Source organism: Leucobacter chinensis (genome assembly GCF_019049105.1).
Lineage (GTDB): Bacteria > Actinomycetota > Actinomycetes > Actinomycetales > Microbacteriaceae > Leucobacter_A > Leucobacter_A chinensis.
In genome coordinates this window covers 1-24896 of sequence record NZ_JAHQZR010000018.1, presented here as the reverse complement: position 1 = coordinate 24896, position 24896 = coordinate 1, and the positions used below count along the sequence as shown (strand labels likewise).

22 protein-coding genes are annotated in these 24896 nt (G+C 62.2%); 15 read left to right on the top strand and 7 right to left on the bottom strand.

Annotated features, from left to right (window positions below; genetic code table 11):
- Position 1: 1 nt before the first annotated feature.
- A complete protein-coding gene (locus KTJ78_RS13220; RefSeq protein WP_217136613.1) occupies positions 2-694 on the bottom strand; it encodes a class I SAM-dependent methyltransferase in 693 nt (230 codons plus the stop codon).
- 44 nt (positions 695-738) lie between these two features.
- On the opposite strand from KTJ78_RS13220, the gene KTJ78_RS13215 reads away from it, so the two are divergent.
- From KTJ78_RS13215 to KTJ78_RS13175, 9 genes are all read left to right on the top strand, one after another.
- Complete coding sequence (locus tag KTJ78_RS13215; RefSeq protein WP_217136619.1) at positions 739-1140, top strand: hypothetical protein; 402 nt, start codon at positions 739-741, stop codon at positions 1138-1140.
- A gap of 156 nt (positions 1141-1296) precedes the next feature.
- Positions 1297-1662 carry a hypothetical protein gene (locus KTJ78_RS13210; protein ID WP_217136611.1) on the top strand — a complete coding sequence of 122 codons (366 nt, stop codon included), beginning with the start codon at positions 1297-1299 and terminating at the stop codon, positions 1660-1662.
- A 26-nt stretch (positions 1663-1688) separates the two neighbouring features.
- A complete protein-coding gene (locus KTJ78_RS13205) occupies positions 1689-2195 on the top strand; it encodes a GNAT family N-acetyltransferase (RefSeq protein WP_217136610.1) in 507 nt (168 codons plus the stop codon).
- Complete coding sequence (locus KTJ78_RS13200) at positions 2192-2491, top strand: putative quinol monooxygenase (RefSeq protein ID WP_217136608.1); 300 nt, start codon at positions 2192-2194, stop codon at positions 2489-2491. The genes KTJ78_RS13205 and KTJ78_RS13200 overlap by 4 nt, the downstream gene beginning before the upstream one ends.
- Before the next feature lie 85 nt (positions 2492-2576).
- Entirely contained in the window at positions 2577-3437 is an 861-nt protein-coding gene (locus tag KTJ78_RS13195) for an alpha/beta fold hydrolase (protein ID WP_217136607.1), read from the top strand.
- A 108-nt stretch (positions 3438-3545) separates the two neighbouring features.
- Positions 3546-4118 (top strand): dihydrofolate reductase family protein, encoded by a 573-nt coding sequence (locus tag KTJ78_RS13190; RefSeq protein ID WP_217136605.1) that lies wholly within the window; start codon positions 3546-3548, stop codon positions 4116-4118.
- A gap of 534 nt (positions 4119-4652) precedes the next feature.
- Positions 4653-6326 (top strand): ABC-F family ATP-binding cassette domain-containing protein, encoded by a 1674-nt coding sequence (locus KTJ78_RS13185; RefSeq protein WP_369808107.1) that lies wholly within the window; start codon positions 4653-4655, stop codon positions 6324-6326.
- A 383-nt stretch (positions 6327-6709) separates the two neighbouring features.
- Positions 6710-7681 (top strand): cation diffusion facilitator family transporter, encoded by a 972-nt coding sequence (locus KTJ78_RS13180; protein ID WP_217136602.1) that lies wholly within the window; start codon positions 6710-6712, stop codon positions 7679-7681.
- Between the two features lie 101 nt (positions 7682-7782).
- A complete protein-coding gene (locus KTJ78_RS13175) occupies positions 7783-8172 on the top strand; it encodes an ArsR/SmtB family transcription factor (RefSeq protein ID WP_217136615.1) in 390 nt (129 codons plus the stop codon).
- 180 nt (positions 8173-8352) lie between these two features.
- Here KTJ78_RS13175 and KTJ78_RS13170 read toward each other — a convergent pair whose 3' ends face one another.
- Entirely contained in the window at positions 8353-11094 is a 2742-nt protein-coding gene (locus KTJ78_RS13170; RefSeq protein WP_254259709.1) for a fibronectin type III domain-containing protein, read from the bottom strand.
- A 189-nt stretch (positions 11095-11283) separates the two neighbouring features.
- On the opposite strand from KTJ78_RS13170, the gene KTJ78_RS13165 reads away from it, so the two are divergent.
- Genes KTJ78_RS13165 through KTJ78_RS13155 form a run of 3 tightly spaced genes read left to right on the top strand, consistent with a single transcriptional unit; the run spans position 11284 to position 13046 of the window.
- Positions 11284-12009, top strand: coding sequence for a VIT1/CCC1 transporter family protein (locus KTJ78_RS13165; protein ID WP_217136600.1), 726 nt, complete (start codon positions 11284-11286; stop codon positions 12007-12009).
- Between the two features lie 18 nt (positions 12010-12027).
- Positions 12028-12399: an MGMT family protein gene (locus KTJ78_RS13160; protein ID WP_217136598.1), complete on the top strand. Its 372-nt coding sequence runs from the start codon at positions 12028-12030 to the stop codon at positions 12397-12399.
- Positions 12396-13046, top strand: a complete 651-nt coding sequence (locus tag KTJ78_RS13155; protein WP_217136596.1) for a LysR substrate-binding domain-containing protein — start codon at positions 12396-12398, stop codon at positions 13044-13046. The genes KTJ78_RS13160 and KTJ78_RS13155 overlap by 4 nt, the downstream gene beginning before the upstream one ends.
- Positions 13047-13068: 22 nt before the next feature.
- Here KTJ78_RS13155 and ypfJ read toward each other — a convergent pair whose 3' ends face one another.
- The 3 genes from ypfJ to KTJ78_RS13695 all read right to left on the bottom strand — a co-directional run bounded on the left by ypfJ (position 13069) and on the right by KTJ78_RS13695 (position 17560).
- Complete coding sequence (gene ypfJ, locus KTJ78_RS13150) at positions 13069-13953, bottom strand: KPN_02809 family neutral zinc metallopeptidase (protein ID WP_217136595.1); 885 nt, start codon at positions 13951-13953, stop codon at positions 13069-13071.
- Between the two features lie 100 nt (positions 13954-14053).
- Positions 14054-16075, bottom strand: coding sequence for an acyl-CoA dehydrogenase family protein (locus tag KTJ78_RS13145; RefSeq protein ID WP_217136593.1), 2022 nt, complete (start codon positions 16073-16075; stop codon positions 14054-14056).
- Positions 16076-16279: 204 nt separating this feature from the next.
- A complete protein-coding gene (locus KTJ78_RS13695; protein WP_369808106.1) occupies positions 16280-17560 on the bottom strand; it encodes a DEAD/DEAH box helicase in 1281 nt (426 codons plus the stop codon).
- Between the two features lie 27 nt (positions 17561-17587).
- Between KTJ78_RS13695 and KTJ78_RS13690 the strand changes: the two genes are divergently transcribed.
- Complete coding sequence (locus KTJ78_RS13690) at positions 17588-18454, top strand: hypothetical protein (protein WP_254259708.1); 867 nt, start codon at positions 17588-17590, stop codon at positions 18452-18454.
- Between the two features lie 290 nt (positions 18455-18744).
- On the opposite strand, the gene KTJ78_RS13135 is transcribed toward KTJ78_RS13690, so the two are convergent.
- Positions 18745-22125 carry an efflux RND transporter permease subunit gene (locus KTJ78_RS13135; RefSeq protein ID WP_217136588.1) on the bottom strand — a complete coding sequence of 1127 codons (3381 nt, stop codon included), beginning with the start codon at positions 22123-22125 and terminating at the stop codon, positions 18745-18747.
- Between the two features lie 81 nt (positions 22126-22206).
- Between KTJ78_RS13135 and KTJ78_RS13130 the strand changes: the two genes are divergently transcribed.
- Positions 22207-23499 carry a DUF445 domain-containing protein gene (locus KTJ78_RS13130; protein ID WP_217136586.1) on the top strand — a complete coding sequence of 431 codons (1293 nt, stop codon included), beginning with the start codon at positions 22207-22209 and terminating at the stop codon, positions 23497-23499.
- A gap of 23 nt (positions 23500-23522) precedes the next feature.
- Here KTJ78_RS13130 and KTJ78_RS13125 read toward each other — a convergent pair whose 3' ends face one another.
- Positions 23523-24152 carry a hypothetical protein gene (locus KTJ78_RS13125; protein ID WP_369808105.1) on the bottom strand — a complete coding sequence of 210 codons (630 nt, stop codon included), beginning with the start codon at positions 24150-24152 and terminating at the stop codon, positions 23523-23525.
- A gap of 141 nt (positions 24153-24293) precedes the next feature.
- Here KTJ78_RS13125 and KTJ78_RS13120 point away from each other — a divergent pair, with 141 nt between their 5' ends.
- On the top strand, positions 24294-24479 hold the full coding sequence (locus KTJ78_RS13120; RefSeq protein WP_217136582.1) for a DUF3073 domain-containing protein: 186 nt from the start codon (positions 24294-24296) through the stop codon (positions 24477-24479).
- Positions 24480-24896 lie beyond the last annotated feature (417 nt).

The window sequence follows — 24896 nt, the reverse complement described above, 5'->3', positions numbered from 1 at the left end:
ATTAACCTTCCCAAACAGTGACAAGACCCTGACGGTATGCCGGGGTGAGTGACTCACAACAAGTTGACACCGAGCGGGCTGAGGAGTAAGTCTCGCGCGTTTTCACGGCCACGATTGCTGCATGAGGGCGAGCGCCCTGAGCCTCACGCCTGACAGTTTTCACGACGTTGAAACCGTGTAATTTCAACCTTTCAGCCAGCGTTTGCGGTGACCAGAAGTAGGCAGTAACCACGGCATGTTCAAAGGGTTCACCCGACTCACCATCAAAGAATCCGAGTAGCAAACTTCCCCCAGGTTTCAAGGCGCGAGCAAACTCTGCAAAAGATTCATCGATCGAGCTGGGATCCACGTGGATCAATGAGTACCAGGCAAGAATTCCGCCCAAGCTGCCATCTTTCACTTCAAGTCCCTGCGCACGGCCCACTCGATACCGTGAAGAGGGGTAATGCGACTGAGCGCTCTCGATGAAGGCGGCGACTGGGTCAAGGCCTTCAATCTCTGCACCATGCGTGCGAAGAAAGTCGGTCCATTGGCCTGGACCACAACCAACATCGATGATTGGCCCGACGACAGTACCAGCCCAGCTTCGAACAAACTCGCGATCGTCGGGAACGGCGTGTTCGATCCGCCCCAGTGCATCTGCGTATTCAGCTGCCCTCTGAGAATATGCACGCACCGCATCGCTCGTAACCATAGTGAACACTCTAGTAATCGCTCTCGGGTTTTGAGACCCCAGAAATGCCAAGAAGCGAGGTTCTCGAGCCGTTCGCGTTCGCTGCGTTCGACGCTGGCTTCTCAGGCAACGACAATCGCTATCCAGAAAGTGCCCGGCTCTGTATTGTCATTGGCATGGATCACAGCAGCGCCGAGCCAGAGAAGAACTCAGACTTCACCTATGGTCCGTACGACGGCGAAACGGAATCGTACTCTTCTCTCGGAGACTTCAGGGTAGACGGCGAAACCTTCACGGTGCGCAAACGCGACAGCGACGGTTCCCACCATTATGCGTGGTTCTCGGGGCCCAACGAGGGCTATGGTTTCAGTTCTTCCTGCGGCGATCAGCCAGTCACACGGGAAATGCACGAGGCCGCGATTCGCGATTTTCTCACGGCGATCGACCCTGAGACCGGTTACCTCTGAGGCATGCTTTGGAAGGCTGGCTGACTCGCTGACTCGCTGACTCGCGAAATTGTTTGCACTTTTAGGCGATTTTCGGTCTCAAACGGGCGAAAAGTGCAAACAATTTGAGCGGCTGACGGTAGCTACGGCCGCCGACCACCGCGCTACGATGTCACCATGACCGTTCACAGTGACTGGATCGAGCACCGCCGTGGCGACAACGAACTCATCGGGTGGATCGTGCCCGAGGGCGAAGATTTCGCGACCATCGACCTGCTCGGCCGCCGCGGCGAACCCGTCGACTGGCTCGCCGCCGAGGAATACCTCGAAGACCTCGGCATCGGCTACCTCGCTGACCGCTACGCCTTCTTCACCGCTCCTGATCAGTGGTCGCGCGTGAAGATCGTCGAGGTTTCACCCGACGGCATCACCGTGCAAGAAGATGATTATGGTGACGCGATCGGCGGGGTTCCACTGCCCTCGCACCGTCTGCCGTGGCCGATGCCGAGCACGCTGGTTCCGCTCGCAGAGGTTCAGCGCTAACCCGCGCCTAGAGAGGTCCTGAGCCCATGAGCATTCGCCCCTTCGCTCCAAGTGACGCGTCAGCGCTCACAACTATGCTGCACCGCGCTTATGCTGAGCTTGGCGCCGCCGGGCTCAACTTCACGGCGGTCGATCAAGACGTTCAGACAACGCTCCGGCGAGCGCTCGGCGGGCAAACGTGGGTTTACGAAACCGATGCCACGCTCTGTGCCGCGCTCGCGATTTCTTGGCCTGCCGAAGCATCACTGAGGTCGATTTCGAGAGAAGCGAATGTTCCCAAAAGAGCATGGCTGAACCAGTTAGCCGTCGACCCTGAACATCGGCGCAAGGGCCTCGCCCGCGAACTACGCGACATCGGTTTTGCGTGGTGTCGTGAACAGGGCGCCACTTCTCTCGGGCTCGATACCGCGTTACCGGCAACACACCTCATCGAGCTTTATAGCGGCTGGGGGTTCGAAACGATCGAGCGGGTGCAGTGGCCTGGCAAGACCTATGAGAGCGTCGTGATGACTCGTTCGCTGGCAAAACGATGACAGATAAAACACTGCCGAACGGTTACGTCGCCCTCCGCGGCAGGCTCATCTGCCGCACCCCGAAAGAAGCCGAGACCGTGCGCGCTCACCTCCCGGCGCACGAGGCCTTGAGCCGCGCCGAACCGGGCTGTATTTCGTTCGACGTGACCGCTACCGATGATCCACTCGTTTGGCATGTTGCCGAGCAATTTTCTAGCGAAGAGGCTTTCGCAGCCCACCAGCACCGCGTCGCCGAGAGCGAGTGGGGCCTCGCGACGGCGGGCATCACGAGAGAGTACCGCGTCACGAGGGGCTAGATACCCTCGCCGCGGATCGCAGCCGATCACCCATCGCCTTTCCCGTTCTCGAACGAATGTCAGTGGTCCCTTTTACACTGTCACCATGAACGATATACAGCTGCACTCGGTACAAACGAACGATGGCCGAACCCTGACCGGTACGACGGTGGGTCCCGCCAGTGGTATCCCGCTGCTGTTTATCGCCGGCGCGGCAACCGGCAAGCGCATGACCTTCGGTGATGAGTTTCTTGCCGAGCGCGGCTTGAGACTCATCACGATGGACCGTCCTGGTATCGGTGAATCCTCGGTCTGCGAAGGCCGCACGGCGGCGACGACTGCAAACGATTACCGCTCATTCGTTGCCGCCGTTACCGGCAGCACCGAGCCCTTCGCCGCGGTAGCGAACTCACAGGGCTCGGTGTTTGGGCTCGAGCTCGCCGCCCAGGGAGCACTCAGCCGCCTGGTCCTTGCCTCGCCCGCCGACGAGATCGCCTTTCCTGCCGTTCACGACATGCTCCCACCCGAGGCAACCATGCTGTCTGATCTCGCAAACTCGTCACCCGACGAGGCAGCTGCCGTGTTGCGTGGCTTCTCGGCAATCGACATGGAGCAGATGGTCATGGCCGGCTCGCACCCTGACGATGTCTCCTGGTATCAGCGCAGTCCCTTCATCGAGCAGTATCGAGCTGCTCTCGCCGAGGGCTTCGCCAACGAGAGATCGGGCTACGTGACCGATACGCTCATCGCGATGCAACGCTGGAACATCGACCTCAACGCTATCGGGTGCCCTGTGCACGTGCTCTTCGGGGTAAACGATCAGACCCACTCCCCTGACCACGGCGCGACCCTCACGGGCCGCATCCCGGGCGCTTCGCGCGCCGTCTTCGACGACGCCGGCGGGGCTCTGCTCTGGAGTCACGCGGCGATCGTGCTCGACGCCGCCCTCGGTAAACTCGAGGCATAGCCCGTCAGCCCTCTGGGCCTACCGCTCGATTCGCGCCGCGCACCTGACGCTTCTTCCACAACGAACCACACGTCTTTCGCCAAGCAACACCTCCATAGGAGTTCAATAATGCCTCTCTCACGCACCTGGCGCGGCCGCGCCTTCCTCGGCTCGAGTCTCGACGGCTACATCGCTGGCCCGGGCGGCGACCTCTCGTTCCTCGAGGCGAGCCACGGCGAGGGCCAGCACCGGGCGACCCCGCAAACCGTTCCGGCATTCGAGTGGGAGACGTTCTTTCCTTCAATCGACACCATCGTCATGGGCAGAGTCACCTACGAGACAGTCACCTCATTTGACGAGTGGCCCTACGGAGACACGCGCGTCGTCGTCCTGAGCTCGACTCTGCCGCTCGACCTGCCCCGCGTGCACGTCGTCCGGTCGCTGCCCGAAGCCGTCGAACTCCTGAACCGCGAGGGAGCACGCGAGGTCTACGTCGATGGCGGCGTGACCGTGCAGGTCTTCCTCGACCAGGGCCTTCTCGACGAGCTCACGATCTCGTGGGTTCCGGTAACCGTAGGCGGCGGGTCAAAGCTCTTCTGCGCCGATAGCAACGCCTCGTTCATCGTGCGAGGGTCGCATGTCACGCCCGACGGCCTCGTGCGCGTCACCTACGACGTTCTGAACGACAAGGCGTCAGCCTAACGCACTTCGCTGGCCCCGTCTCGATGACGAGAACGATACGGGGCCAGGCAAGACTGCGCAGAGCAAAACTGCGCTCACTCTCGCACGATCACGCCATCTTTGTTAGCCTTAAAGCATGGAGATGATTGAAGTAGATAAGTAGCCGCCATCGCTTCTGCAATGGCACCCGTCGTGGCTGGCTCACCGTCGGCACGACGACAACACCTCGAGCTGTTGTTTCGGTAGCGCACTCTCTGCGCCGCTTCCTGGCCCCGCCCGCCGCACAGAGCAGGCACCGCTGAGCGTTGCTTACGCGACGCTCAGACTCGTCGCCCTTATCTCGCGGACCCTCGCAAGCGCCCGCCCAGAACCTGCCCCGCACGGAACGCACGCCGCGCGATACAGCGTTGGGTAGCGATCGCTGAGCGCGATCCGCCGTGTGTGCGCGCAGCCAGGCCCCAGAACACTCATTTTTTCCCGGACGTCTCACGCCGGGTCGCATGCACCCCTCGCGAAGCGCTTCGTCGCAGCGCGAGACGAAAGAAGTGATGCCTCATGTCTATGAACACTTCGGCACCAGTATCTGCCGCCTCATCAATCACCCTGCAAAATGTCAGTTTCGAGTGGCCCGACGGCTCACCCGCGCTGTCTGGCATCAACGGATCGTTCACCCCCGGCAAGACCGGACTCATCGGCCGCAACGGCTCGGGCAAATCAACACTCTTGAAGCTCATCGCGGGAGAGCTGACCCCCACCAGCGGCCGGATCGACGTGGCCGGCGAAGTCGGATACCTCACGCAAAGCCTCACGCTCAGCCATGACACGACAATCGCCGAGTTGCTCGGCATTCACCCCGTGCTCGAAGCGATGCGCGAAATCGAGCACGGCAACGTTGACCAGTCGCTCTTCGACACGATCGGCGACGACTGGGACATCGAGTCTCGAGCCGACCAGGCGCTGCACCAGATCGGCTTCTCGGCCGCAGACCTCGACCGTCGGGTCGCCGAGGTCTCGGGTGGCGAGGCGATGCTCATCGCGATCACGGGGCTCAGGGTCAGGCGCACCCCGATCACGTTGCTCGACGAGCCAACGAACAACCTCGACCGAGAGACCCGCGCGAAGCTCGCGCGCTTCGTCGACGACTGGCCCGGCACGCTCGTGATCGTGAGCCACGACCTCGAGCTGCTCGAACGCATGGATCACACGGCCGAGCTCTTTCACGGTTCGCTCACGACGTTCGGGGGCCCGTACAGTTCCTGGCGCGCGCAGCAGGAACAGGAGCAGACCGCTGCGCAGCAGGCCGCACGCTCGGCGCAGCAAGCGTTGAAGGTCGAGAAGCGGCAACGCATCGAAGCCGAGACGAAGCTCGCTCGCCGTGCCCGAACGGCGCAGAAGGCCGAGCAGAGCGGCCTCCCCAAAATCATTGCCGGTATGCGAGCCAACCGGGCCGAGGTCTCAGCAGGCTCGCTGCGCTCGACTCACGATGGCAAGATCCAGGCGGCTCAGGCCGCGGTCGATGCCGCTGACGCCAGAGTGCGCGACGAAGAGCACATTCACCTCGAGCTGCCGAGCCCGGGCGTCGCGAAGGGCCGCCGCATCATGGAGTTCCTCTCTGGCGACGATCGCATCATCGTGCAGGGCCCCGAGCGGGTCGCCCTCGTCGGGCCGAACGGCTCTGGCAAGTCGACGCTCATCGAGCGCATGCTGCGCGGCGAAGGCGTTCAGCCAGACGCGGGCGAGAGCACCGGCACATTGGCTGGTTCTGGCACACCGCCGCGGGCGACCGGCCGGCTACTCACCGAGCACGTCGGGTTTCTGCCCCAGCGGCTCGACTCACTGGACGATTCGGCGAGCGCGATCGACAACGTGCGTGCGGTTGCGACGGGGGTGCCCACGGGCACGATCCGCAACCATCTCGCTCGGTTATTGCTGCGCGGCGCCGCGGTCGACCGCCCCGTCAGCACGCTCTCGGGCGGTGAGCGCTTTCGGGTGGCGCTCGCGAGACTGCTGTTTGCCGACCCACCGTCGCAGCTGCTCATTCTCGACGAGCCGACGAACAACCTCGATATCGAGAGCGTCGAACAGCTCGCCGAGGCGCTCGATGCCTACCGCGGGGCACTGCTCATCGTGAGCCACGACCCGAGCTTTCTTGAGCGCGTCGGCGTCGAGACGGTTATCGGGCTCGAGCCTGACGGGACACTCACGCGGCGGCGCAGTGTACGCGAGTGAGTGAGCGTGGCGGGGCCTGAAACGGGAGCCTTGCGCGCGGAATCTGGATCTACTTGACGAAAAGCAGGGTGTTTTCGCGCGAACACCCTGCTTTTCGTCAAGTAGACCGGAAATCGCCGAGGCGAAAGCCGAAACCGCCCCCAAACGCGGCATCACCCCAATCGGCGGCATCTCCCCCAGCCCCGCAGCAGGAGCCCACAGATCACCAACCCTCAGCATCGCACGCTATCGACAACACCGCCCGAATGCGATAGCATCGCTTTGTAACGATGCTAGAGGGGTGCCGATGCTTCCCGAGGGGAACGCGGGAGCGATCCGCCTCACGAAGGCAGCATCGAAACCCCGCCACGCACAGATCGAACAGGCAGGAAGAGGGTACCGAGATGGGAATCGGCCACAATCACGACCACGGCGTGAGCGCAGGCGCACCCCAGACCGCAACGGGGGCACACCGCCGCAAGCTCATGGTGGTGCTCGGCATCTACCTCGCCATCATCGTCGCGCAGCTCATCGGCGCGGCCATCACGAACAGCCTCGCACTCACCGCAGAGGCGATGCACATGGCGGTCGACGCAAGCGGAATCCTGATCGCGCTCGTTGCGACGTTCCTCGCGACGAGGCAGGCCACCGAGAAGCGTACCTACGGCATGATGCGCGCCGAGATCATCGCGGTACTGCTCAACTGCCTGCTGCTGTTCGGGCTGGGTGGGTTCATTCTCTTTGAAGCGGTTGAGCGCTGGTTCAACCCCACCGAGGTCGAGGGCGGCGGGGTCATCGTCTTCGCGGTCGTCGGGCTCATCGGCGCCTCGATCTCACTCATCCTGTTGAGCCGCGGCGCCAAGGAGAGCCTGAACGTGAAGGCCGCGTTTCTCGAGGTCATGAGCGACGGGATCGGCGCTGCCGCGATCATCATTTCGGGCATTCTCAACGTGACCCTCGGGTGGAACCGCGGTGACGCCATCGCCGCCGCCGCCATCGGCATCATCATTTTGCCGCGCGCGTTCATGCTGCTCAAGCAAGCCGTGAACCTCATCATGCAGGGGGTTCCTGCGGGCATCGACCTCGAAGAAGTGCACGATGAGATCGTGAGCGCCGATGGTGTGGCCGACGTGCACAGCCTGCACGTGTGGGGCCTCACGAGCGGTGTCACGATCATGTCGGCTCACGTCGTGCTCGACGATAATGCCGAGAAGAACGGCCTGAACGCGAAGTTGCTCGACGCTCTCACCGAGAGCATGCGCGAGCACTTCGGCATCGAGCACTGCACTTTCCAGCTCGAAGAGAAGGGCCACCTCGAGCACGAGGGATCGATGCACCGTGATCTCGAGGCCGAGCTCGCACCGCCGCGCGACTAGCGAGCGATGGGTGCGGATCGCGCGATCCGCACCCCACTCACCTCGCTCCAGGCGTGTCCAGAAAATACAAGCCGGTTCTGGGGTATCATCGTCACATGGCGATGAAGGAAACACCCCGTGATGCTGCGACCTGGGCCGAGGAGGTCTCGGCGATGAGGGCGGCATCGTGCTTGTTTCATAGCTTTAGTGATCCGTCGCGGCTGGTCATTTTGAGGCATCTGCAGCTTGGCGAGCACCGCGTCATCGACCTCACCGAGCACCTCGGGCTCTCGCAGAGCACCGTCTCGAAGCACCTCGCGAGTCTCAAAGAAACCGGGCTCGTCGTCTCGAGGCCTGAGGGGCGCGCCTCGATCTACTCGCTGCAGCATCCCGAGGCCATCGACGATCTCTTTGCGGCGGCCGAGACCTTTCTCGACCTCACGGGAGACTCAGTGAAGCTCTGTTCAAAGCACGCGCTCGCCGAGCCAGGGCGGGCACCGAACGCTTCGTAGCGGGCCGCACAAGCACGAGCCTCCTTGCGAGACACTTCGGGGCGTGGCTTGCCGCATGCACACGCAAAAGGCCGCAGTAGCGATGCGACCATATCGGGCATCACCGCTACTGCGGCATCAAGCATCATAGGCTGAGCATTCGGGTGTGGCAGCGCTCAGGCCACCACACCCGAATCGTGGCTACTCGCCAGCCACCTCGGCGTTGCTCACCTTACGGCGCAACATCATGACGCTGCCACCGATCGCGAGCAACACGATCGCCGCTACGGTCGCGAATGTTGCCTGACCGCCCGTGTTGGCGAGGTCGTCGGCGGGTGTTTTTTCACCTGCGCTCGGCTTTTCAGTACCGGGCTGCTTGGTGCCAGGCTCTTCGGCACCAGGGTTCTCGGTTCCCGGCTCCTCAGTGCCCGGGTTCTCAGTACCCGGCTCCTCAGTTCCTGGGTTCTCGGTACCTGGCTCCTCGGCACCCGGTTCTTCCGTGCCGGGTTCTTCCGTGCCCGGTTCCTCGGTGCCGGGTTCTTCCGTGCCAGGCTCCTCAGTGCCCGGCTCCTCCGTGCCAGGGTCGACCGCAGCGGCGGTGACCTCGATCGTTGCGGTGAGCGGCTCGCCCTGCTCACGGCTCACCGTGAGGGTGTAGGTACCGGCCTCGGTATCAGCCGGAATCGTGAGGCTCGTCGACACGACGCCAGCGGCATCAGCAACGATCGACGCGAGGTCAATCGCCTTCTCACCAAGCGTTACCGCGAGCTTCTCGCCAGCGGCAAAGTGTGCGCCGGTGAGGGTGAGGGTCTTACCTGCCTCAACGCTGTCAACGTCGAGCGTCACGCTCGCTGGCAGCTGCTGTGCAGGCGCCTCAACGCCGGGCTCGGTGACCCACTTCTCACCGTCGTCGTACTTCGTGACGGTGAATTCGTCGTACAGCTCGCCAACCTTCACCTCGGTCGTCGCTTTGTCTGAAGTCTCGGCGAGGTACGAACGATACACAAGGCGGTCGGCCTCGACGTCGATGACCTGGTAGGTCGTCACGCCGGCATCGCGCTTCACCTGGGTTGCACCATTCTGCGTCCAGACGTTGTCATCGGCGGGTGCGAGATCGTAGTGCTTCGCGCCTGAGTTTGAGACCACGTATGCGGGGCCCTTGCGCAGGCCATCAGTGTCGGTCGCGTTCGAGTTCAGGTAACCGCGGGCGTACACGTGGTCGTGGCCCATGAGCACGAGATCAATGTCGTTCTCTTCGAACACTGGCAGCCAAGCGGCACGAAGAATCGGCTCGTCGCGGCCCGATGAGGCCGAGAACACTGGCTGGTGGAAGGTCACCACGTTCCATTTCGAGGGGCTCTCTTTGAGCACGTTGTCGAGCCATGCTGCCTGGAAGTCAGTCCAGAGCTTGTCAACCTTCAGCGACGGGCAGTCGAGGCTGATGCAGGTGGGCAGCACGTCTGGCTTCAGGAAGGTGCTGTCGCGGGTCGCGTTCAGCGTGATAAAGCGTACGCCCTGGTAGTCGGTGAAGTACACGGTCTCTTCAGCGAACTTGCTCCAATGTTCGAAGTAGGCGCGGTACTGCTTTGCCACGGCGCTATCGCCCTCGGCGAGCTGCTTCATATCGCCGATGTTGTCGAGTTTCGGGTTGTTACGGGGGTACTCAAAATTCGCCTTCCAGGCCGTCATGAGCTTGTCGCCGCTGTACTCGTGGTTGCCGGGAGCAGCCATCACGTTCGTGGTCGCGCCGCTGTCGAGCATGCCCAGGAACCAGTTTTCCCACTGGGTCTCGTTGTTCGCTTTGTCGATGAGGTCGCCAGCGTGAACCGAACCGATTGACGCGGTTGCGCGCTCTTCGGCCTGCTTCACAACGCTCGGCCAGGTCGTATCGAGGCCGATCTGTGCGTCGCCGTAGTAGATGAACTGAAACTCGCTCGCGTTCGGGTCTGCGGTTGAGAACTCGCGCCAATCGCTCCAGCCGCCGTCGGTGCCGACTCGGTAGCGGTAGGCGGTGGCGGGCTCAAGCCCCGTCACGATCGCTGAGAAGTGGTGCTTCACGTTGGCATTCACCATGCCCTCGTCGATAGCTTCAACAAGACGGGTGTCGCCGCCTGAAGCAAGACCGATCTCGACCGCCCCGCTCTTGTGCGAGTCGTGGCCCGCGAGCCACGAGATGGCCTGCGAGGTTTCGGGGGTCTCGGTCGGGGTGAGCACGACGCGGCTCGGAGCCGCCTCAACTGGCACCTCACCGGCGGCTTCGAGCACCATCTCGCTCATGTCAAAGAAAATGTCCGAGCTACTCGCGCGATCCTGATAGAGAGCAACCGCGACGGTGTTCTTGCCATCTTTGAGCAGCGAACCGTCGGCCGTAAAGAGGTTCGTAAGCGGGTCTCCGTTGCTGTTCCCCGCGTACTCCATGTTCGTTTCTCCGGTGACCCGGCCGGCCTCGAAATCGGCGACCTGCGTCCCGTTGATCCACACCACGAGTGCATCGTCGTAGGTGACCTTCGAGCTGAGGTACGAGACCTCCTCAGCGACGCCCTCTTCGAGGGTGAAGTCGGTGCGAAAGAGGTAGGTGGGAATCGCGGTCGTGCCGTCTTCCTGGTAGTGCGTGAGCAGCGTTTTAGGCATATGCGGGCCGACGAGCGCCAGCTTGCCTTTCTTGGCGCCAAACGAGCCTTCAGCGCTCTTCCACGTCGAGTCGTCGTATTCTGGCGCGACCCACCCGCGCACGGGCTCACCAGCGGCGATCGGGTCAACCCCGTCGTCGAGGTAGCGCCACACCGTGTCTGACGAGATCACCGGATCGCCGGGCACCTCGGGCTCAGCTGCGGCAGCGGGCAACGCCGCGGGAACGGTGAAGATCCCGCCAGCGAGTGCCGTCAGCACCGCCCCGGCGAGCACTCGGCTCCGCCGTTTCGCTACACGATCATGAGAGGGCATGAATGTTTCCTTCCAAAAGCGTTGGTCGGCAAAGGCACGACCGTTGACCACCCAAACAGGCGAGTGTGACGCAGCGTTTACCCAGCGGTGTCGCGTCGGTGAACACCCGGTGCCGCGGGTGCGTCGTGTCGTGCTTCGGTGCCGAACGACCCAGTATTTCGGCGCACCGAATGGGGTTAACTGTCATTCATGACGCACAACAATGCCTACGTGAGCCCACACGACTACGATCACACCCACCAGTCGGTGGGCTCTGGTTGGTTGCGCGCCTCGGTGTTCGGCGCCATGGATGGCCTCGTGTCAAACATCGGCCTCATCGCCGGTATCGCGGCCGCGGGCGCCAAGAACGAGATCGTCATGATCACGGGTATCTCGGGCCTCATCGCCGGAGCGATCTCGATGGCGCTCGGCGAGTACGCCTCGGTTCGCACGCAAAACGAGCAGCTTGACTCAGAGGTCGAGACCGAGCGTCAGGCGCTCAACCGCAACCCCAGCGGTGAAGAGGCCGAGCTTTCGGTGCTCTTCGAAGAGCTCGGTATGTCTGAAGACACTGCCGAGAGGGCGGCGAACGAGATTCACGCCGACGCCGAGCGGGCACTGCGCGTGCACCTCACCCACGAGCTGGGCCTCAGCATTGAAGATCGCCCGTCGCCGTGGGTCGCCGCCATCTCGTCATTCGTGTTCTTCTCACTCGGTGCGATCGTGCCCATTCTGCCGTTCATCTTCGGCTTCGGCTCGCTGCCGATGGGCCTGCTCTTCGGTGCTGTTGGCCTGCTCGCTGCAGGCGGAACCGCCGCAATCTTCACCCGCAAGAACTGGGTTGGCGGCGCACTGCGTCAGCTCCTCTTCGGCGGCTTGGCCGTTGCCGCGACCTACACGATCGGCATGTTCCTCGGGGTCTCTGCGATAGGTTAGGCACGCTACGCTTATGAGGTGGATCGCGAAGCTTTTACCGAGTCGGTTCTCGACATCGTCGAGCGCATACCGGCTGGCCACGTCATGACATACGGTGACGTGGCCTTTGCGCTGGGCTCACGTGCCGCCCGCATGGTCGGTCAGGTGCTCGCGCACCACGGGCACGCGGTGCCCTGGTGGCGAGTGGTCCCGGTCTCGGGTAAGCCGCCACACGGCCACGCGGCACGCGCCCGCGAACACTACGAGCGAGAGAACACTCCGCTCGCCGAGGCCGGGCCACCCGACGGGTACCGTCTGAAGCTTGCGCTCGCCAGGCTTCCCTTTGACCACGAAATCTACGCGGGGGCCCTCGGCAAACACCTCGCCGCCGACGAGAGGAACCCCGAATGACCGACAGCACAGTGCCCACCGAGGCAGAGCCCCGGAACACCGTCACCCTCGGTTTCGTGCGCGGCATCGCGCCCTCACGGTGGCAGACTCGGTGGAACGAGGTGCGCTCTCGCAGGCGTCTCGACCTCGTGCCGCTCGAGCAGGTCGGCGATGTGACGAGCGCCGAAACCGACATGACGCTCGTGCGGTGCCAGCCCGGAGAGTTTCCCGCCGGGGCGCGAACCGAGCCCCGCACCAGACACGCGGTGCAACTGTACGAAGAAGCCGTCGCACTCGTCGTTGATATCGACCACGATCTCGCGGGCGAGGCTTCGGTCGACGTGAGCGACCTCGACCTCGTGCACCTGCTCGATTACGAGGGACATTCTGCTGCTTGGCCGACCCCTCAGCCCTGGGACGACCCCTCGTGGCGCCCCACAGGCCCCCGCGCGGCGCTCGAGCTCGTCGCAACGGGCATCGGAGCGATACTCATGCCTCTGCCCCTCGCACGCCACGTGATCGCTAAGAAACAACACAGCATCATTGAGGTCACGGGTGAAATCGATGGCACGCGGGTGTTTGCAACCTGGAACGTCTCGCGGGACGACGACGAGATGCAAGAACTCATGGGTGTCCTGCGCGGCCGCACGGCACGAAGCTCACGCTAGCGCGGCGCTTGGCGCGCAGGGGCTAGAGCTTCTCGGCTGGAACCTCGAAGGTGTTACACGAAGTCGGCCCCTCGGTGAACCCGGTCATGAGCCAGCGTTGTCTCTGCTCTGAAGTCCCGTGGGTGAAGCGTTCGGGGTCGACACGCATGCCAGAGCTCTGCATGATGTGGTCGTCGCCAACCGCTGCTGCTGCGCTCATCGCATCATTGAGCTGGGCTTCGGTGATGGGAGCGAGCAACGTATTACCGTCTTGGTCTTTCGCACTCGTGGCGTTTCGCATCCATGCGCCTGCAAAGCAATCGGCTTGAAGCTCAAGGCGAACAGAGCCAGAGGCCTGCCCGCTCGCCCGATCGACGTTGATCGTGCCAATGAGCTTTGAGATGTGGTGGCCCCATTCGTGAGCAAGCACGTACATCTGTGCGAGCGAGCCGGTTGAAGCGCCGTACTGGCTGCTCAGAGTACGAAAGAAACCGACGTCGAGGTAAATCTTCTCCTCGGGCGGGCAGTAGAACGGTCCGGTCTGAGCACTCGCGGTGCCACACTGCGACGAGGTCGCTCCCTCAAACAAGATGAGCGTGGCAGGGCGGTAGTTACTGACCTGCTCAGTCCAGAACTGGTCGACAGCATCGGCGGTCGCCGCCATTCGGCACTCGTCCCGCTCATTCGCTTGGCTGCCCCGATCACAGTTTTCAAGCTCGACAGCCGCGCTCGATCCGCCTCCCAGCTGGCTCGTGGCATCGGTCGCGACCCCGGCGAGCGGCATGAGGTTCACCCCGGTGAGTGCCGAGAGCGCCCAGAGGCCAAGCACGACGACCAGGCTGCCGCCGCCGACGGCCGCGGTCTTGCCGCCGCCCGAACGCTTTTGCGTGCGCTGCGTGTTGATGCGCGCGTTGTCGTTAAAGGTCATCGCAATCCTTCGTTTGCCAGATACCTCAACGATACGTTACGGCGTGCGCTTTAGTGAGACCCCGCGCACGCCGTAACCTCTGACGATTCGTTCGGTGAAACTACTTGCCGTTGCGCTTGCGCAGCTCTTTCTCGTGAACAGGCCAGGTGCCCGCGGCCTTCTGCTCGGCGATGTAGGCGCGAGTTTCTTCCTGGCGCTCGGCCTCAATGCCCGAGGCGATGTCGGCACGCAACAGCGAATTGTCGAGCCCGAACGCTGCAATAAGGTCGAGCGAGTGATCAGTGACGCGGTCGATAAGGCGGTCGACGTACGCGGTCACGGCCTGCGCGCGCTTACCCGACAAGCGGCCCGTGATGAGGTACCAGTCGAGGTGCTTCTCGATGAGTCCGAGCCCGAAGAGGTCGCGAACCCACGTGAGCACCTGCTTCGTATCGGGGTCGGTGATCTCGTCGAGAGCCTCGGTAAAGGCCTCCCACTGCAAGAGTTCGGCATGTGCGCGCGCGGCCTCGATGAGGCGCACCTGCTGGCGATTGAACTCGGCGTTTTGCACGCTCGGACTTTCCTTACGCACGCCGTTCAGGGCCTGCGCGACCTCGGCGACCATCGTCTCGACTCGATCCGCAAGCAAGGCGTGCTGATCATCTTTCAGGCTGTCGACCGAGCGCGAAACCTGGCCGAGGTCTGCGATGCTCTGCCCGACCTGACGCAGGCCGACGCGACGCATGCGCTCGCCCACCTGGCCAACGGCGGCCTTCGCGAGCGTCGCTGCGTCGGCGTTCTTGAACTGCGCCGCGTAATCCTTGAGCAGGCGCTTGCCGACGAGCTGCAACAAAATATTGTTGTCGCCCTCGAAGGTCGCGTAGATGTCGAGGTCGGCGCGCCAGCCCGTGAGGCGGTTCTTGGCGATGAACCCTGCCCCGCCGGTGGCCTCGCGAGCCTCCTGCAGAGTGTCGAGTGCCGCCCATGTCGAGAGTGGCTTGAGCGCTGCTGCGAGCGTCTCGAGATCTTCGCGGGTCTCAGGGGTGTCACCCTTGCCCGAGAATACGGTGTCAAAGAGCGTGAGCAGCTGCTCGCTCGCAAAGGCCATCGCATACGTCTCAGCGAGACGAGGGATGAGCCTGCGACGGTGCAGCCCGTAGTCCATGAGCTTCGTCTCTTCACCGTTGGGCCCGCTGAACTGGCGGCGCTCGAAGCCATAGGGAATCGCGATGGCGAGCGCTGCCTTCATCGCGTTCACGGCCGAGCCATCAAGCGAGACGCGGCCCTGCACGAGCGTGCCGATCATCGTGAAGAAGCGGCGGCCCGGGCTTTCGATGGGCGACGAGTACGTTCCGTCGGCCGCAACGTCACCGTAGCGGTTCAGGAGGTTCGTGCGTGGAATGCGCACGTTGGTGAAGTGCAGGCGGCCGTTGTCGATGCCGTTGAGGCCACCCTTGACGCCGTCATCCTCGCTACCAACTCCGGGCAGCAGCTCGCCCTCGGGGGTTCGAATAGGAACGTAGAAGGCGTGCACGCCGTGATTCACGTTCTTTGTGATGAGCTGTGCGAAGACCACAGCGGCCTGACCGTGCAGGGCGGCGTTGCCGAGAAATTCCTTCCACGCACTGCGGTGCGGGGTGTGAATCACGAACTCTTCGGTCGCTTCGTCGTAGGTCGCGGTGGTCGCGACCTTGTCGACGTCAGAGCCGTGCCCGATCTCGGTCATCGCGAATGCGCCGGGCATCTTCAATGAGATCACATCGGGCAGGTACTTCTCATGGTGGTAGCTCGTGCCGAGGTGCAAGATCGCACCGCCGAAGAGCCCCCACTGCACGCCACTCTTAATCTGCAGTGACGGGTCGGCGTAGACAAGCTCGTGAAAGGCCGCAATGTTGCCGCCGTGGTTGTGGCCGCCGCCGAGCGCGACCGGGAAGGCTCGCTGAATGGCGCCCTTCTCAACGAGACCCGAGAGCTGCTCAAGCACCCGTTCGCGGTGCTCACTCATCGGCGTTCCCTGCGGCGTGTGAAAACGTGGATCGGCCGCGATCTCACGCCCCTCAAGCCGTTCTTGCTTCCAACGCCCGAGCAAGGCGTCAGAGACAAGATCAATGTTCAAACGTGGTTGTGGTTTCTGCGTACCCATATCGCGAAAGCTCCTCAAAGTTGCTTCGGAGGCCCCTGGCCCAAAACTGACCCAAGAGTACAGGCCAGGGCCTGGCTTCACGACTTCGCAATGAACACCCCACAAGAAGGCCCGGGGTGCCCGAAGCCTTCTTGTGGGGTAATTACAATAAACGAGGGTTTTATTTATCTCTTACGGCAAAGAGACGCGTGCGGTCGGCAGCGGTTAGTCGCTCTCGACGGCCTCGCCCGCCGCGATGACGAACTCGTCATCGGCGAAGAAGTCACCGAAGAAGGTCGCGTCAATCTCGGCTCGCTGCAACAGCTCGGTCGTGCGACGCTGGCGATTGCGCGGAATAATCGTAACGACGGTGCCGTGCTTGCCCGCACGCCCCGTGCGGCCTGCACGGTGCATGTAGGTCTTGTAGTCGTCAGGCGCGTCAGCCTGGATCACAAGATCGACGTCATCGACGTGAATTCCGCGCGCGGCAACATCGGTCGCCACAAGCACGTTTACACGGCCCGAGGTGAGCTGCTTGAGGTTGCGCGTGCGCTTGGCTTGGTTGAGGTCACCGTGCAGGGCGACCGCTGGCACGCCCGCGTCTTCGAAGAGCTCACTGAGCTGTTCGGCGTAGGCGCGGGTGCGGGTGAACACGAGAATCTTGCCGGGGCTCTGCACGAGCTGCGTCAGGATCTCGAGTTTTTCTTCGCGCAGTACCACGAACACGCGGTGATCGATCGTGCCCGAGGCCTGGTCTTCGCCCGCGACCTCGTGAGCAACGTGAACCGGCAAGAACTCCTTCACGAGCGATGCGACGCCCGAATCAAGCGTTGCCGAGAAGAGCAGCTTCTGCGAGTCGTGCGCGGTCTGCCTCAGCAGGCGCTGCACGGGCTCGAGGAAGCCAAGATCGCACATGTGGTCAGCCTCGTCGAGCACGGCAATGGTGACCTCGCTGAGGTCAAGGTGTCCCTGCTCAATAAGATCTTCCATGCGCCCAGGCGTACCGATCACGATGTCAACGCCCATGGTGAGCGCGGTCACCTGCTTCGCCTGCGGCACGCCACCGTACACCTGCGTCGTGTAGAGGCCGACCGAACGGGCAATGGGCTGCACCGTGCGGTCGATCTGCAGCGCGAGCTCACGAGTTGGCGCGAGAATGAGCGCCTTGGGCTTACGGCCCCGTGAACGCTCACGCTTTGAACGCTTGTTGTTCGGGTCAACCTTTGGCGGATCACCAGCAAAGCGCCCCTCTGCTTTCATCTGTAGCAAGCGTTCGACGAGAGGTGCACCGAAGGCAATGGTCTTGCCAGAGCCGGTTCGACCGCGCCCGAGCACGTTGTTGCCCGCGAGCACGTCAGGAATCGTCGCGCCCTGAATTGGGAAGGGCTTTTCGGCGCCGAGCTTCGCGAGCGTCTCGACGATGTTGCCACCGAGACCGAGCCCTTCAAAGGTCATCTCGGCGACGTCTTCAGCGCTCGTCTGCATCGCTTCGATGCGCTCGAGCACCACATCTTCTTCGGGCGCAAAACGCTTGTGGTCGTCACGGAAGCCACGGTCATCGCGCTTGTTCCCGCCAAAGCCTCGGTCGTCACGCTTGCCGCCGAACCCGCGGTCGCCACGCTTGCCGCGGAAGTCGCGGTCATCGCGCCTTCCCTGCCCCCCGCGGTCATCACGGAAGCCGCCCCGGTCACCGCGGAACCCGCCGCGATCTTCGCGGAACCCGCGGTCACCGCGTTCGCCGCGTTCGCCGCGGAAGTCGCGGTCGCCACGCTGGCGACGATCGTCTCGGAAACCACCACGGTCTTCACGGAAATCGCGCTTCCCACCGAAGTCACGCTTGCCGCCAAAATCACGATCCTGCTTGAACCCGCGGTCATCACGGAAGCCACGATCGTTCCGCTGGCCTCGATCATCGCGGAAACCGCCCTGGTCGCCGCGCTGGCCACGGTCATCACGGAAATCGCGCTTACCACGGAAGTCGCGGTCGTCGCGCTTGCCACGGAAATCACGGTTGTCGCGATTATCGCGGAACCCGCGGTCATCACGCCCGCCACGCTCTGCATCAAAACGGTCGTTCTTGAAGCCACGGTCATTCTTGAAGCCACGATCGTTTTTGAAGCCGCGATCGTTGCCGTAACCCCTGTCATTGCTGTAGCTACCGCGCTCGTTGCTGCGATCATTCTTGAAGCCGCGGCCGCCCTCGCGCCCACGGTCGTCTCGGCGATCACCTCGGTAGCCTCCGCGGTCATCGCGGAAGTCACGGCCGCCTTCACGGCGGTCAGTGCGGTAGCCGCCACGATCGTCGCGGTATCCCCGGTCATCACGGTTGCCGCGATCGTCCCGGAAGCCGCGGTCATCGCGGTCGTCGAAGCGGCGCTTCGGGCCACTTCCGTGTGCTGAACCCGGGTGACGCTTGCCCTTGGGGGCGCGGCTCGGGTCGTAGTTCTTTGAGGCTTTGAAGCCCCCGCTGTTTCGCTTGTTTGCCATTGGCTAGGTTTCACCTATGTTTCATCACGTGAACGCGAGCACGCAAAATGCACTCAAATGTGCACGCTGGCTCTCCCCGGATCCACCCGGGCCGATCACTTCACTTTCGGGGTCTTCCCCGCTGACTCGGCCCAGGGAGCGCTACAACAAGCAATATCAATGCGGATTCGCTCCAAGCCGACCGCACAATACTAGCGGAAAACTTATGCGACCTCATTCGGCGTCTTCACAGCGTGTGCTTTCAGCGCTCGCTTCGCAGCCCTGCGCTCCCGCGAACGTTCACGCGCGCGCTCGACAACGTAGTACAGCGTTGGCAGCACGACGAGCGTAAGCACGGTCGACGAGAGCAGACCACCGATCACCACGACCGCGAGCGGCTGTGAGATGAAGCCTCCCTTGCCGGTGAGCCCAATCCCCATCGGGGTAAGCGCCAGGATCGTCGCGAGCGCCGTCATAACAATGGGCCTGAAACGATGCGCGGCGCCGGTGCGCACGGCATCCCTCAACGCCATGCCTCTCTCCCTCAGCTGATTCACGAGGTCGATGAGCACGATCGCGTTCGTCACGACAATACCCACGAGCATGAGCACGCCAATGAGCGAGGCAACGCCAAGCGGTATGCCGGTCGCAACGAGCAGCAGAATCGCACCCGTGGCCGCGAACGGCACAGAGATGAGCAGCAGCAACGGCTGCAGCAGGCTCTTGAACGTTGCCACCATGACCACATACACGATGAGGATCGCGGCGAGAAGCGCAAGGCCCAGCTGCTCGAACGCCTTCTCTTGCTCTGCGAGAACGCCACCCACCGAGGCAGTCACCCCGCCCGGGAGTTCAATCGCATCGAGCTCTTCATGAACGGCCTGGGCGGCAACCGTGAGGTCATCGCTCTCTGGCGTCGCCGAAATTGTCGCCGAACGCACACCCTTTTCGGTCGAGATTGAAACTGGGCCGTCAACGTGCTCAACCGCGGCGAGGTCACCAAGCGTCTTTTCGCCGAGCACGGTTGGCACCTTGAGCGCCTCAATCTCATCGCTTGTTGCGGGAGTCTCACCCGGTGCGAGATAGACTTGCACGCTCGAGTCATCGAGTACCACCTGGCCCACAGCCGTGGGTTGCATCGCCGACGAAACGATCGAGGCGACTGCGACCTCGCTAAGGCCAGCCTGTGCCGCAACTTCTCGGTCAACCGTCACCTGAATCATGGGCCTCGAGGTGCCAAGGTTCGATTCGACCTGCACAAACGCTTCATTAGCGCGCAGCCTGTCGACGACCTCAGTGACGCCATCGTTCAGCTGGTCCTGAGCAGGAGCGGTGACCGTAATATCGACGGTCGAGACCGACCCCATGCCGCCCGACGCCGAGCTCAATGAGAACTCGCCGGCGTCTTCAAGCGTGTCGAGCTTCTCACGAATCTTCGTGTGCACGGCTTGCTGCTGTGCGTCTGGATCGATCGTGAGTGAGTAGCTCACAGAGCCGTCGCCGCCACCGCCAAACATTGCCATGGCAGGGTCGCTCGAGCCGACAGTGACCTGCACCGTCTCAATCTCTGGGACCTCTTCGAGCACGCCCTCAACCTCTTCAACGTGCACGAGCTGCTGATCGAGGCTCACACCCGGCGCGAGCGTTTGCGTGAGCGATACAGCGTTCTGCTCATCGTCGCCCATGAAGTTCTGCTTCATGAGCGGGTACGTCGCGAGGGTTCCCGCGAACACCACTACGGCAGCGAGCAGCGTGATCACTGGCTTCTTGAGCGTCCAGTCGATGACCGGAAGGTACACGCGCTGCAGTTTCGTGACGGCGGTTCCGTCGCCCAGTCGTGATGGCCTTCGCTTGCCCTTGGGGCTTTCGGTAGCTTCGTTCGAGGGGCCTGCAAGAACAGCCTCTTGCAACGCTGAGAGCTCTGGCTGCGCCTCAAGCTCTGGGTGCAACTCAAGCACGGGCTGTTCTAGAGCCTCGCCCTCAGGTGCTGCCTGAGGTTCTGCCTTCAAGAACCAGTACGCAAGCACCGGCACGATCGTGAGCGAGACGAGCAACGAGGCCGCGAGCGCGAACGTCATGGTGAAGGCGAAGGGCCTGAACATCTCGCCGACCATGCCCGACACGAAGGCCATGGGCAAGAACACCGCGATGGTGGTCACGGTTGAGGCGGTGATGGCGCCCGCCACCTCGCGCACGGCAAACACAATCGCGCTCGCCCGAGGCTCACCCTCGCGCAGGTGCCGCTTGATGTTTTCAATCACCACGATTGAGTCGTCAACGACGCGACCAATCGAGATGGTCAGTGCGCCGAGAGTGAGCATGTTCAACGTGTAATCAGCGAAGTTCAGACCGATAAACGTGAGCAGAAGCGAGGTGGGAATCGAGACCGCGGTTACCAACGTCGCCCGCACAGAAAGCAGGAAGACAAGAATGACGAGAATCGCAAAAACGAGGCCGAGCATGCCCTCAACGGCGAGCGTCTCGACCGACTGCTCAATGTATGGAGCCTGGTCGAAAACAACCGTGAGCTCTGCCCCGTCGAGCGCTTTCTCGATCTTCGGCAGAAGATCTTGTACCGCGTGCGACACCTCAACGGTGTTTGCGGCGGCAAGCTTCGTGATTGAGATCGAGACCGCCGGCTCACCGTTGATGCGCGAGATGCTCGAGACCGGGTTTGATTCGAGGGTGACCTCGGCGACGTCGCCAATCGTCACGTACTCGGGGGCGGTGGGCACCGGTGGTGCGGCCTGCTCGGCTGCCGCAGCTGCGTCGAGCTGCGAGGCGTCAAGCGCGGCCGCATCGAGTTCGCCAGCACCAGCAGCGTCTACCTCAGGCTGCTGCGGCATGAACTGCTCCGGAGTTGGCACGAGTGGCAAGGCGGCGAGCGCGTCGACGGTATCGACATCACCACCGACCTGCACCGAAAGCGTGTTCTCGCCCTCGGTGATCTGCCCTGCGGGCAGCAAGACATCGTTCTGTTTCAGAGCGTTCTGAATCGACTCGTTCGTGTAACCCTTCTCAGCAAGCTTCGCCTCGTCGGGGGTGATCGTAACGCGCTGGCCGGTCACGCCGCCAAGGCGCACCTGTCGAATGCCGTCGACGTCTTCAAGCTCTGGCACCGCAACCGTCTCGAGCGAGTTCGTGAGCGACTCAATATCTTGACCGTCGGCTGCACCGACCGCGATCTGAATCACCGGGAAATCATCGATCGACCCCGAAACAACCTGCGGTTCAACGTCTTGCGGGAGCGACTGCGAGATACGCGAGATCGCTCGCTCGACCTTCTGTTCGGTTGCCGCAATATCGGTGCCATAGGTGAACTCGAGCAGCACCATCGATGCGCTCGTCGACGAAGTTGATGATGAGCGTTCGAGTGCGGCAACCCCGCTCACGGCCTCTTCGATGGGAACCGAAACGTCGTTGTTCACCACCTCGGGCGAAGCACCGGGATAGCTCGTCACCACCGCGATAGCCGGAAACTGCACCTGCGGCATGAGCTCCTGCTTCAGCCCAGACATGCTGATCACACCAAAGAGACAAGCCACAATCGTCACAAGGGCGATGAGGGCGCGGTTTTTCAGGCTGACTTTCGCGAGAAGGTGCATAAAAAGTAGCTTTGCACATGCGTCGCCGATCCCGCTGAATAAGTGCACAATCTGCATGTGACAGGGTAGATAATGAATGTAATGAAAACAGTGAGGTCGAAACGAACGCTCGGCGCCGTCACGCCGGAAGATTTTGTGAAGCTTGAGCAACTTCGTCGCATGCAAGCGATCGCGCTCTGGCTGCTCGTGGCAATGGCGGTGGTGTTTGCCGTGTCATTCGGCTTGCAGAGCCGTTTTGCCTGGGCCGGGTACGTGCGAGCGGCAAGCGAGGGCGGCATGGTCGGCGCCATCGCCGACTGGTTTGCCGTCACTGCCCTCTTTCGCAGGCCCCTCGGCCTCCCTATCCCGCACACTAATCTCATTGCAGGCAAGAAAGACGAGATCGGTGAGGGTCTCGGCTCTTTTATCGAAGAGAACTTCCTTGCCGACGAGGTCGTACACGAACGTCTCTCGACCATCAGTGGTGCCCGCATCAGTGGCAGTTGGCTGCAAGACCCTGTGAACGCCAAAAAAGTCACTGGTTTCGCAGCACAGGCTGGCATTGCAGGCCTCACCGTTCTCTCAGATGCAGACGTTCAAGACCTTCTCGAATCGCTCATTCGAGAGCACGTCATCGATCCGCCATGGTCTTCAACGATTGGTCGCGTGACCGAGCAACTGCTCGAGGCCGGCCATCACCACGCGCTCATCGACATCGTCGCCGATCACGCCGAGCAGTGGCTCGTCTCGCACCCCGAGTCGTTCAATGCGCTCGTCTCATCACGAATGCCATCGTGGGTTCCGTCGATTGCGAACCGATTCATTGACGACCGCGCACACAAAGAGGTCGTCAAGTTCGTTCGTGCCGTGCGCGATAACGGGCAACACCCGTTTCGTGAGGCCGCCAATCGTTTTCTCCACGACCTCACCCATGATCTGCAGTCAAAACCACAGTTACAGGAGCAGGTCGAGCAGTTCAAGGAAGAGATTTTCGACAGCCCCCGCATTCGCACGATCGTCGAGTCAACGTGGAACAGCGCCCGAGCATCGCTCACGGCCATGCTCGAAGATGAGCACAGCGAACTTCGCGCGCGCATGACCCGCGCCGTCACCGATTTCGGCGGCAGGCTGCTCGACGACCCAACGTTGCAGTACAAGATCGACGTGTGGGTCATGACCGCGGTCGAGCATCTCGTACACACCTACCGCCACGATCTCGCCAAGGTCGTCACCGAAACCGTCTATCGCTGGGATTCGAGCGAGGCCGCCGAGAAGATCGAGCTGCAGGTAGGCAAAGACCTCCAGTTCATTCGCATCAACGGAACGGTCGTTGGCTCAATCGCTGGCGTCACCATCTACACGATCGCGACGCTCATTCACACGCTGGTCGGCTGAGTCACGCTTCGCCGTTCACCACTTCATTCAACGCGGATCGGCAAAAACACATCTTGCACCCGATCGCCCGGGGCCGTGTGATCGGCACGGGTAAACAGCCCGCATGCGTCAACCGAGCAGTCGACCCCCTCGCTTGAGGCCGGCGGAACGACAAGCTCTACCCGGAACGTTCCCGCCTTCACATCGAGATACTGATGCGACGCGAACGAACGCCAGGCCCAGTTATTCGTGATCCACGCGCTCTCGAGCGGATCAGCCCTGTCTCTCTCATCTTTTTCTTCCTGCGCATTCTCAGGAATGCCCCCGAGGCACGGTCCTGGCTTGACCGTAGGGTCAGTGGGAACCTTACAAAAACTTACGTATATGCCATTCGATGCATCAAAGCCTTCACCCTCGACGCGCAGCGTATCTCCTGGCCGTAAATTGCCCATATCGACGGGCTTTCCCGCGAGATCAGTGGCTCGCAGCGTACGAGTGCGGCCGTCGTCACCGGTCGCGGTCACCTCGGTAACGAAGTCATCAGGGGCAGTCTGACCCGAGCTTCCACCGCTCTTATGCGTGAGAATTGGCACGACAATCATTGCCACCGCGACGAGTAAAATCACGACCGCAGCACCCAGAATTATCAGGAGATTTCGTTTACGCTTAGCCACATCTCCATGGTAACGCGCGAGACCCATTATTTGTTCATCGAACAACGTGCTAAACTACCCCTCACATACTAGTTGTTGAATACGTGTTGTTTGCCTCGCAGCCAAACGCTCCGGGGCCTGAATTGTGTAGGGGGGTCTCGCATGGGGCGCGGCCGTCAAAAGGCGAAGCACACAAAAGTTGCTCGCGAGCTTAAATACTTCAGTCCAGATACTGACCTATCGCAACTCGAACGTGAGCTCGGTGCGTCACAGAAGTCGCAATCTGAAGAAGACATGTGGGCTGAGTACGCAGACAAATATAACGACGAAGAAGAGGAAGAGGAGTAGCGCGAGCGCTCCCACCTCTCTTCGTTAGGAGTGCCTCCCAACCGACCCTGTCGGCCGGGAGGCACTCCTCTTTCGCGTTCGCGGAACGCCTCTGCCCGCCCCGGCCTTGCACGACTTTCCCGGAACTTACACGACTTTCCCGGAACTTACACGATTATCTCGGGGCTTGCACGACCGCGCTCAAACCAAAGGCTTGAGGTGTGTGCTCAGAGCGAGCGGTGACTGTGTCCGCTTCTTCCCCACCCGCGCACGCTCCTACTCTTCAAGCCCCGCGCCGACCACACCCATGCCTGCGCCGATCGAGCCCGTGTGTCATCGAGTGGTCAAAAAGTGTCGATTTCGCTCGGTGTCAACTTGTTGTGAGTCACTCACCCCGGCATACCGTCAGGGTCTTGTCACTGTTTGGGAAGGTTAATC

Excerpts from the sequence above, each read along its gene's own strand:
- KTJ78_RS13220 (WP_217136613.1), bottom strand. The coding sequence starts at position 694 with ATGGTTACGAGCGATGCGGTGCGTGCATATTCTCAGAGGGCAGCTGAA.
- KTJ78_RS13215 (WP_217136619.1), top strand. The coding sequence starts at position 739 with ATGCCAAGAAGCGAGGTTCTCGAGCCGTTCGCGTTCGCTGCGTTCGAC.
- KTJ78_RS13210 (WP_217136611.1), top strand. The coding sequence starts at position 1,297 with ATGACCGTTCACAGTGACTGGATCGAGCACCGCCGTGGCGACAACGAA.
- KTJ78_RS13205 (WP_217136610.1), top strand. The coding sequence starts at position 1,689 with ATGAGCATTCGCCCCTTCGCTCCAAGTGACGCGTCAGCGCTCACAACT.
- KTJ78_RS13200 (WP_217136608.1), top strand. The coding sequence starts at position 2,192 with ATGACAGATAAAACACTGCCGAACGGTTACGTCGCCCTCCGCGGCAGG.
- KTJ78_RS13195 (WP_217136607.1), top strand. The coding sequence starts at position 2,577 with ATGAACGATATACAGCTGCACTCGGTACAAACGAACGATGGCCGAACC.
- KTJ78_RS13190 (WP_217136605.1), top strand. The coding sequence starts at position 3,546 with ATGCCTCTCTCACGCACCTGGCGCGGCCGCGCCTTCCTCGGCTCGAGT.
- KTJ78_RS13185 (WP_369808107.1), top strand. The coding sequence starts at position 4,653 with ATGTCTATGAACACTTCGGCACCAGTATCTGCCGCCTCATCAATCACC.
- KTJ78_RS13180 (WP_217136602.1), top strand. The coding sequence starts at position 6,710 with ATGGGAATCGGCCACAATCACGACCACGGCGTGAGCGCAGGCGCACCC.
- KTJ78_RS13175 (WP_217136615.1), top strand. The coding sequence starts at position 7,783 with ATGAAGGAAACACCCCGTGATGCTGCGACCTGGGCCGAGGAGGTCTCG.
- KTJ78_RS13170 (WP_254259709.1), bottom strand. The coding sequence starts at position 11,094 with ATGCCCTCTCATGATCGTGTAGCGAAACGGCGGAGCCGAGTGCTCGCC.
- KTJ78_RS13165 (WP_217136600.1), top strand. The coding sequence starts at position 11,284 with ATGACGCACAACAATGCCTACGTGAGCCCACACGACTACGATCACACC.
- KTJ78_RS13155 (WP_217136596.1), top strand. The coding sequence starts at position 12,396 with ATGACCGACAGCACAGTGCCCACCGAGGCAGAGCCCCGGAACACCGTC.
- ypfJ (WP_217136595.1), bottom strand. The coding sequence starts at position 13,953 with ATGACCTTTAACGACAACGCGCGCATCAACACGCAGCGCACGCAAAAG.
- KTJ78_RS13145 (WP_217136593.1), bottom strand. The coding sequence starts at position 16,075 with ATGGGTACGCAGAAACCACAACCACGTTTGAACATTGATCTTGTCTCT.
- KTJ78_RS13135 (WP_217136588.1), bottom strand. The coding sequence starts at position 22,125 with ATGCACCTTCTCGCGAAAGTCAGCCTGAAAAACCGCGCCCTCATCGCC.
- KTJ78_RS13130 (WP_217136586.1), top strand. The coding sequence starts at position 22,207 with ATGAAAACAGTGAGGTCGAAACGAACGCTCGGCGCCGTCACGCCGGAA.
- KTJ78_RS13120 (WP_217136582.1), top strand. The coding sequence starts at position 24,294 with ATGGGGCGCGGCCGTCAAAAGGCGAAGCACACAAAAGTTGCTCGCGAG.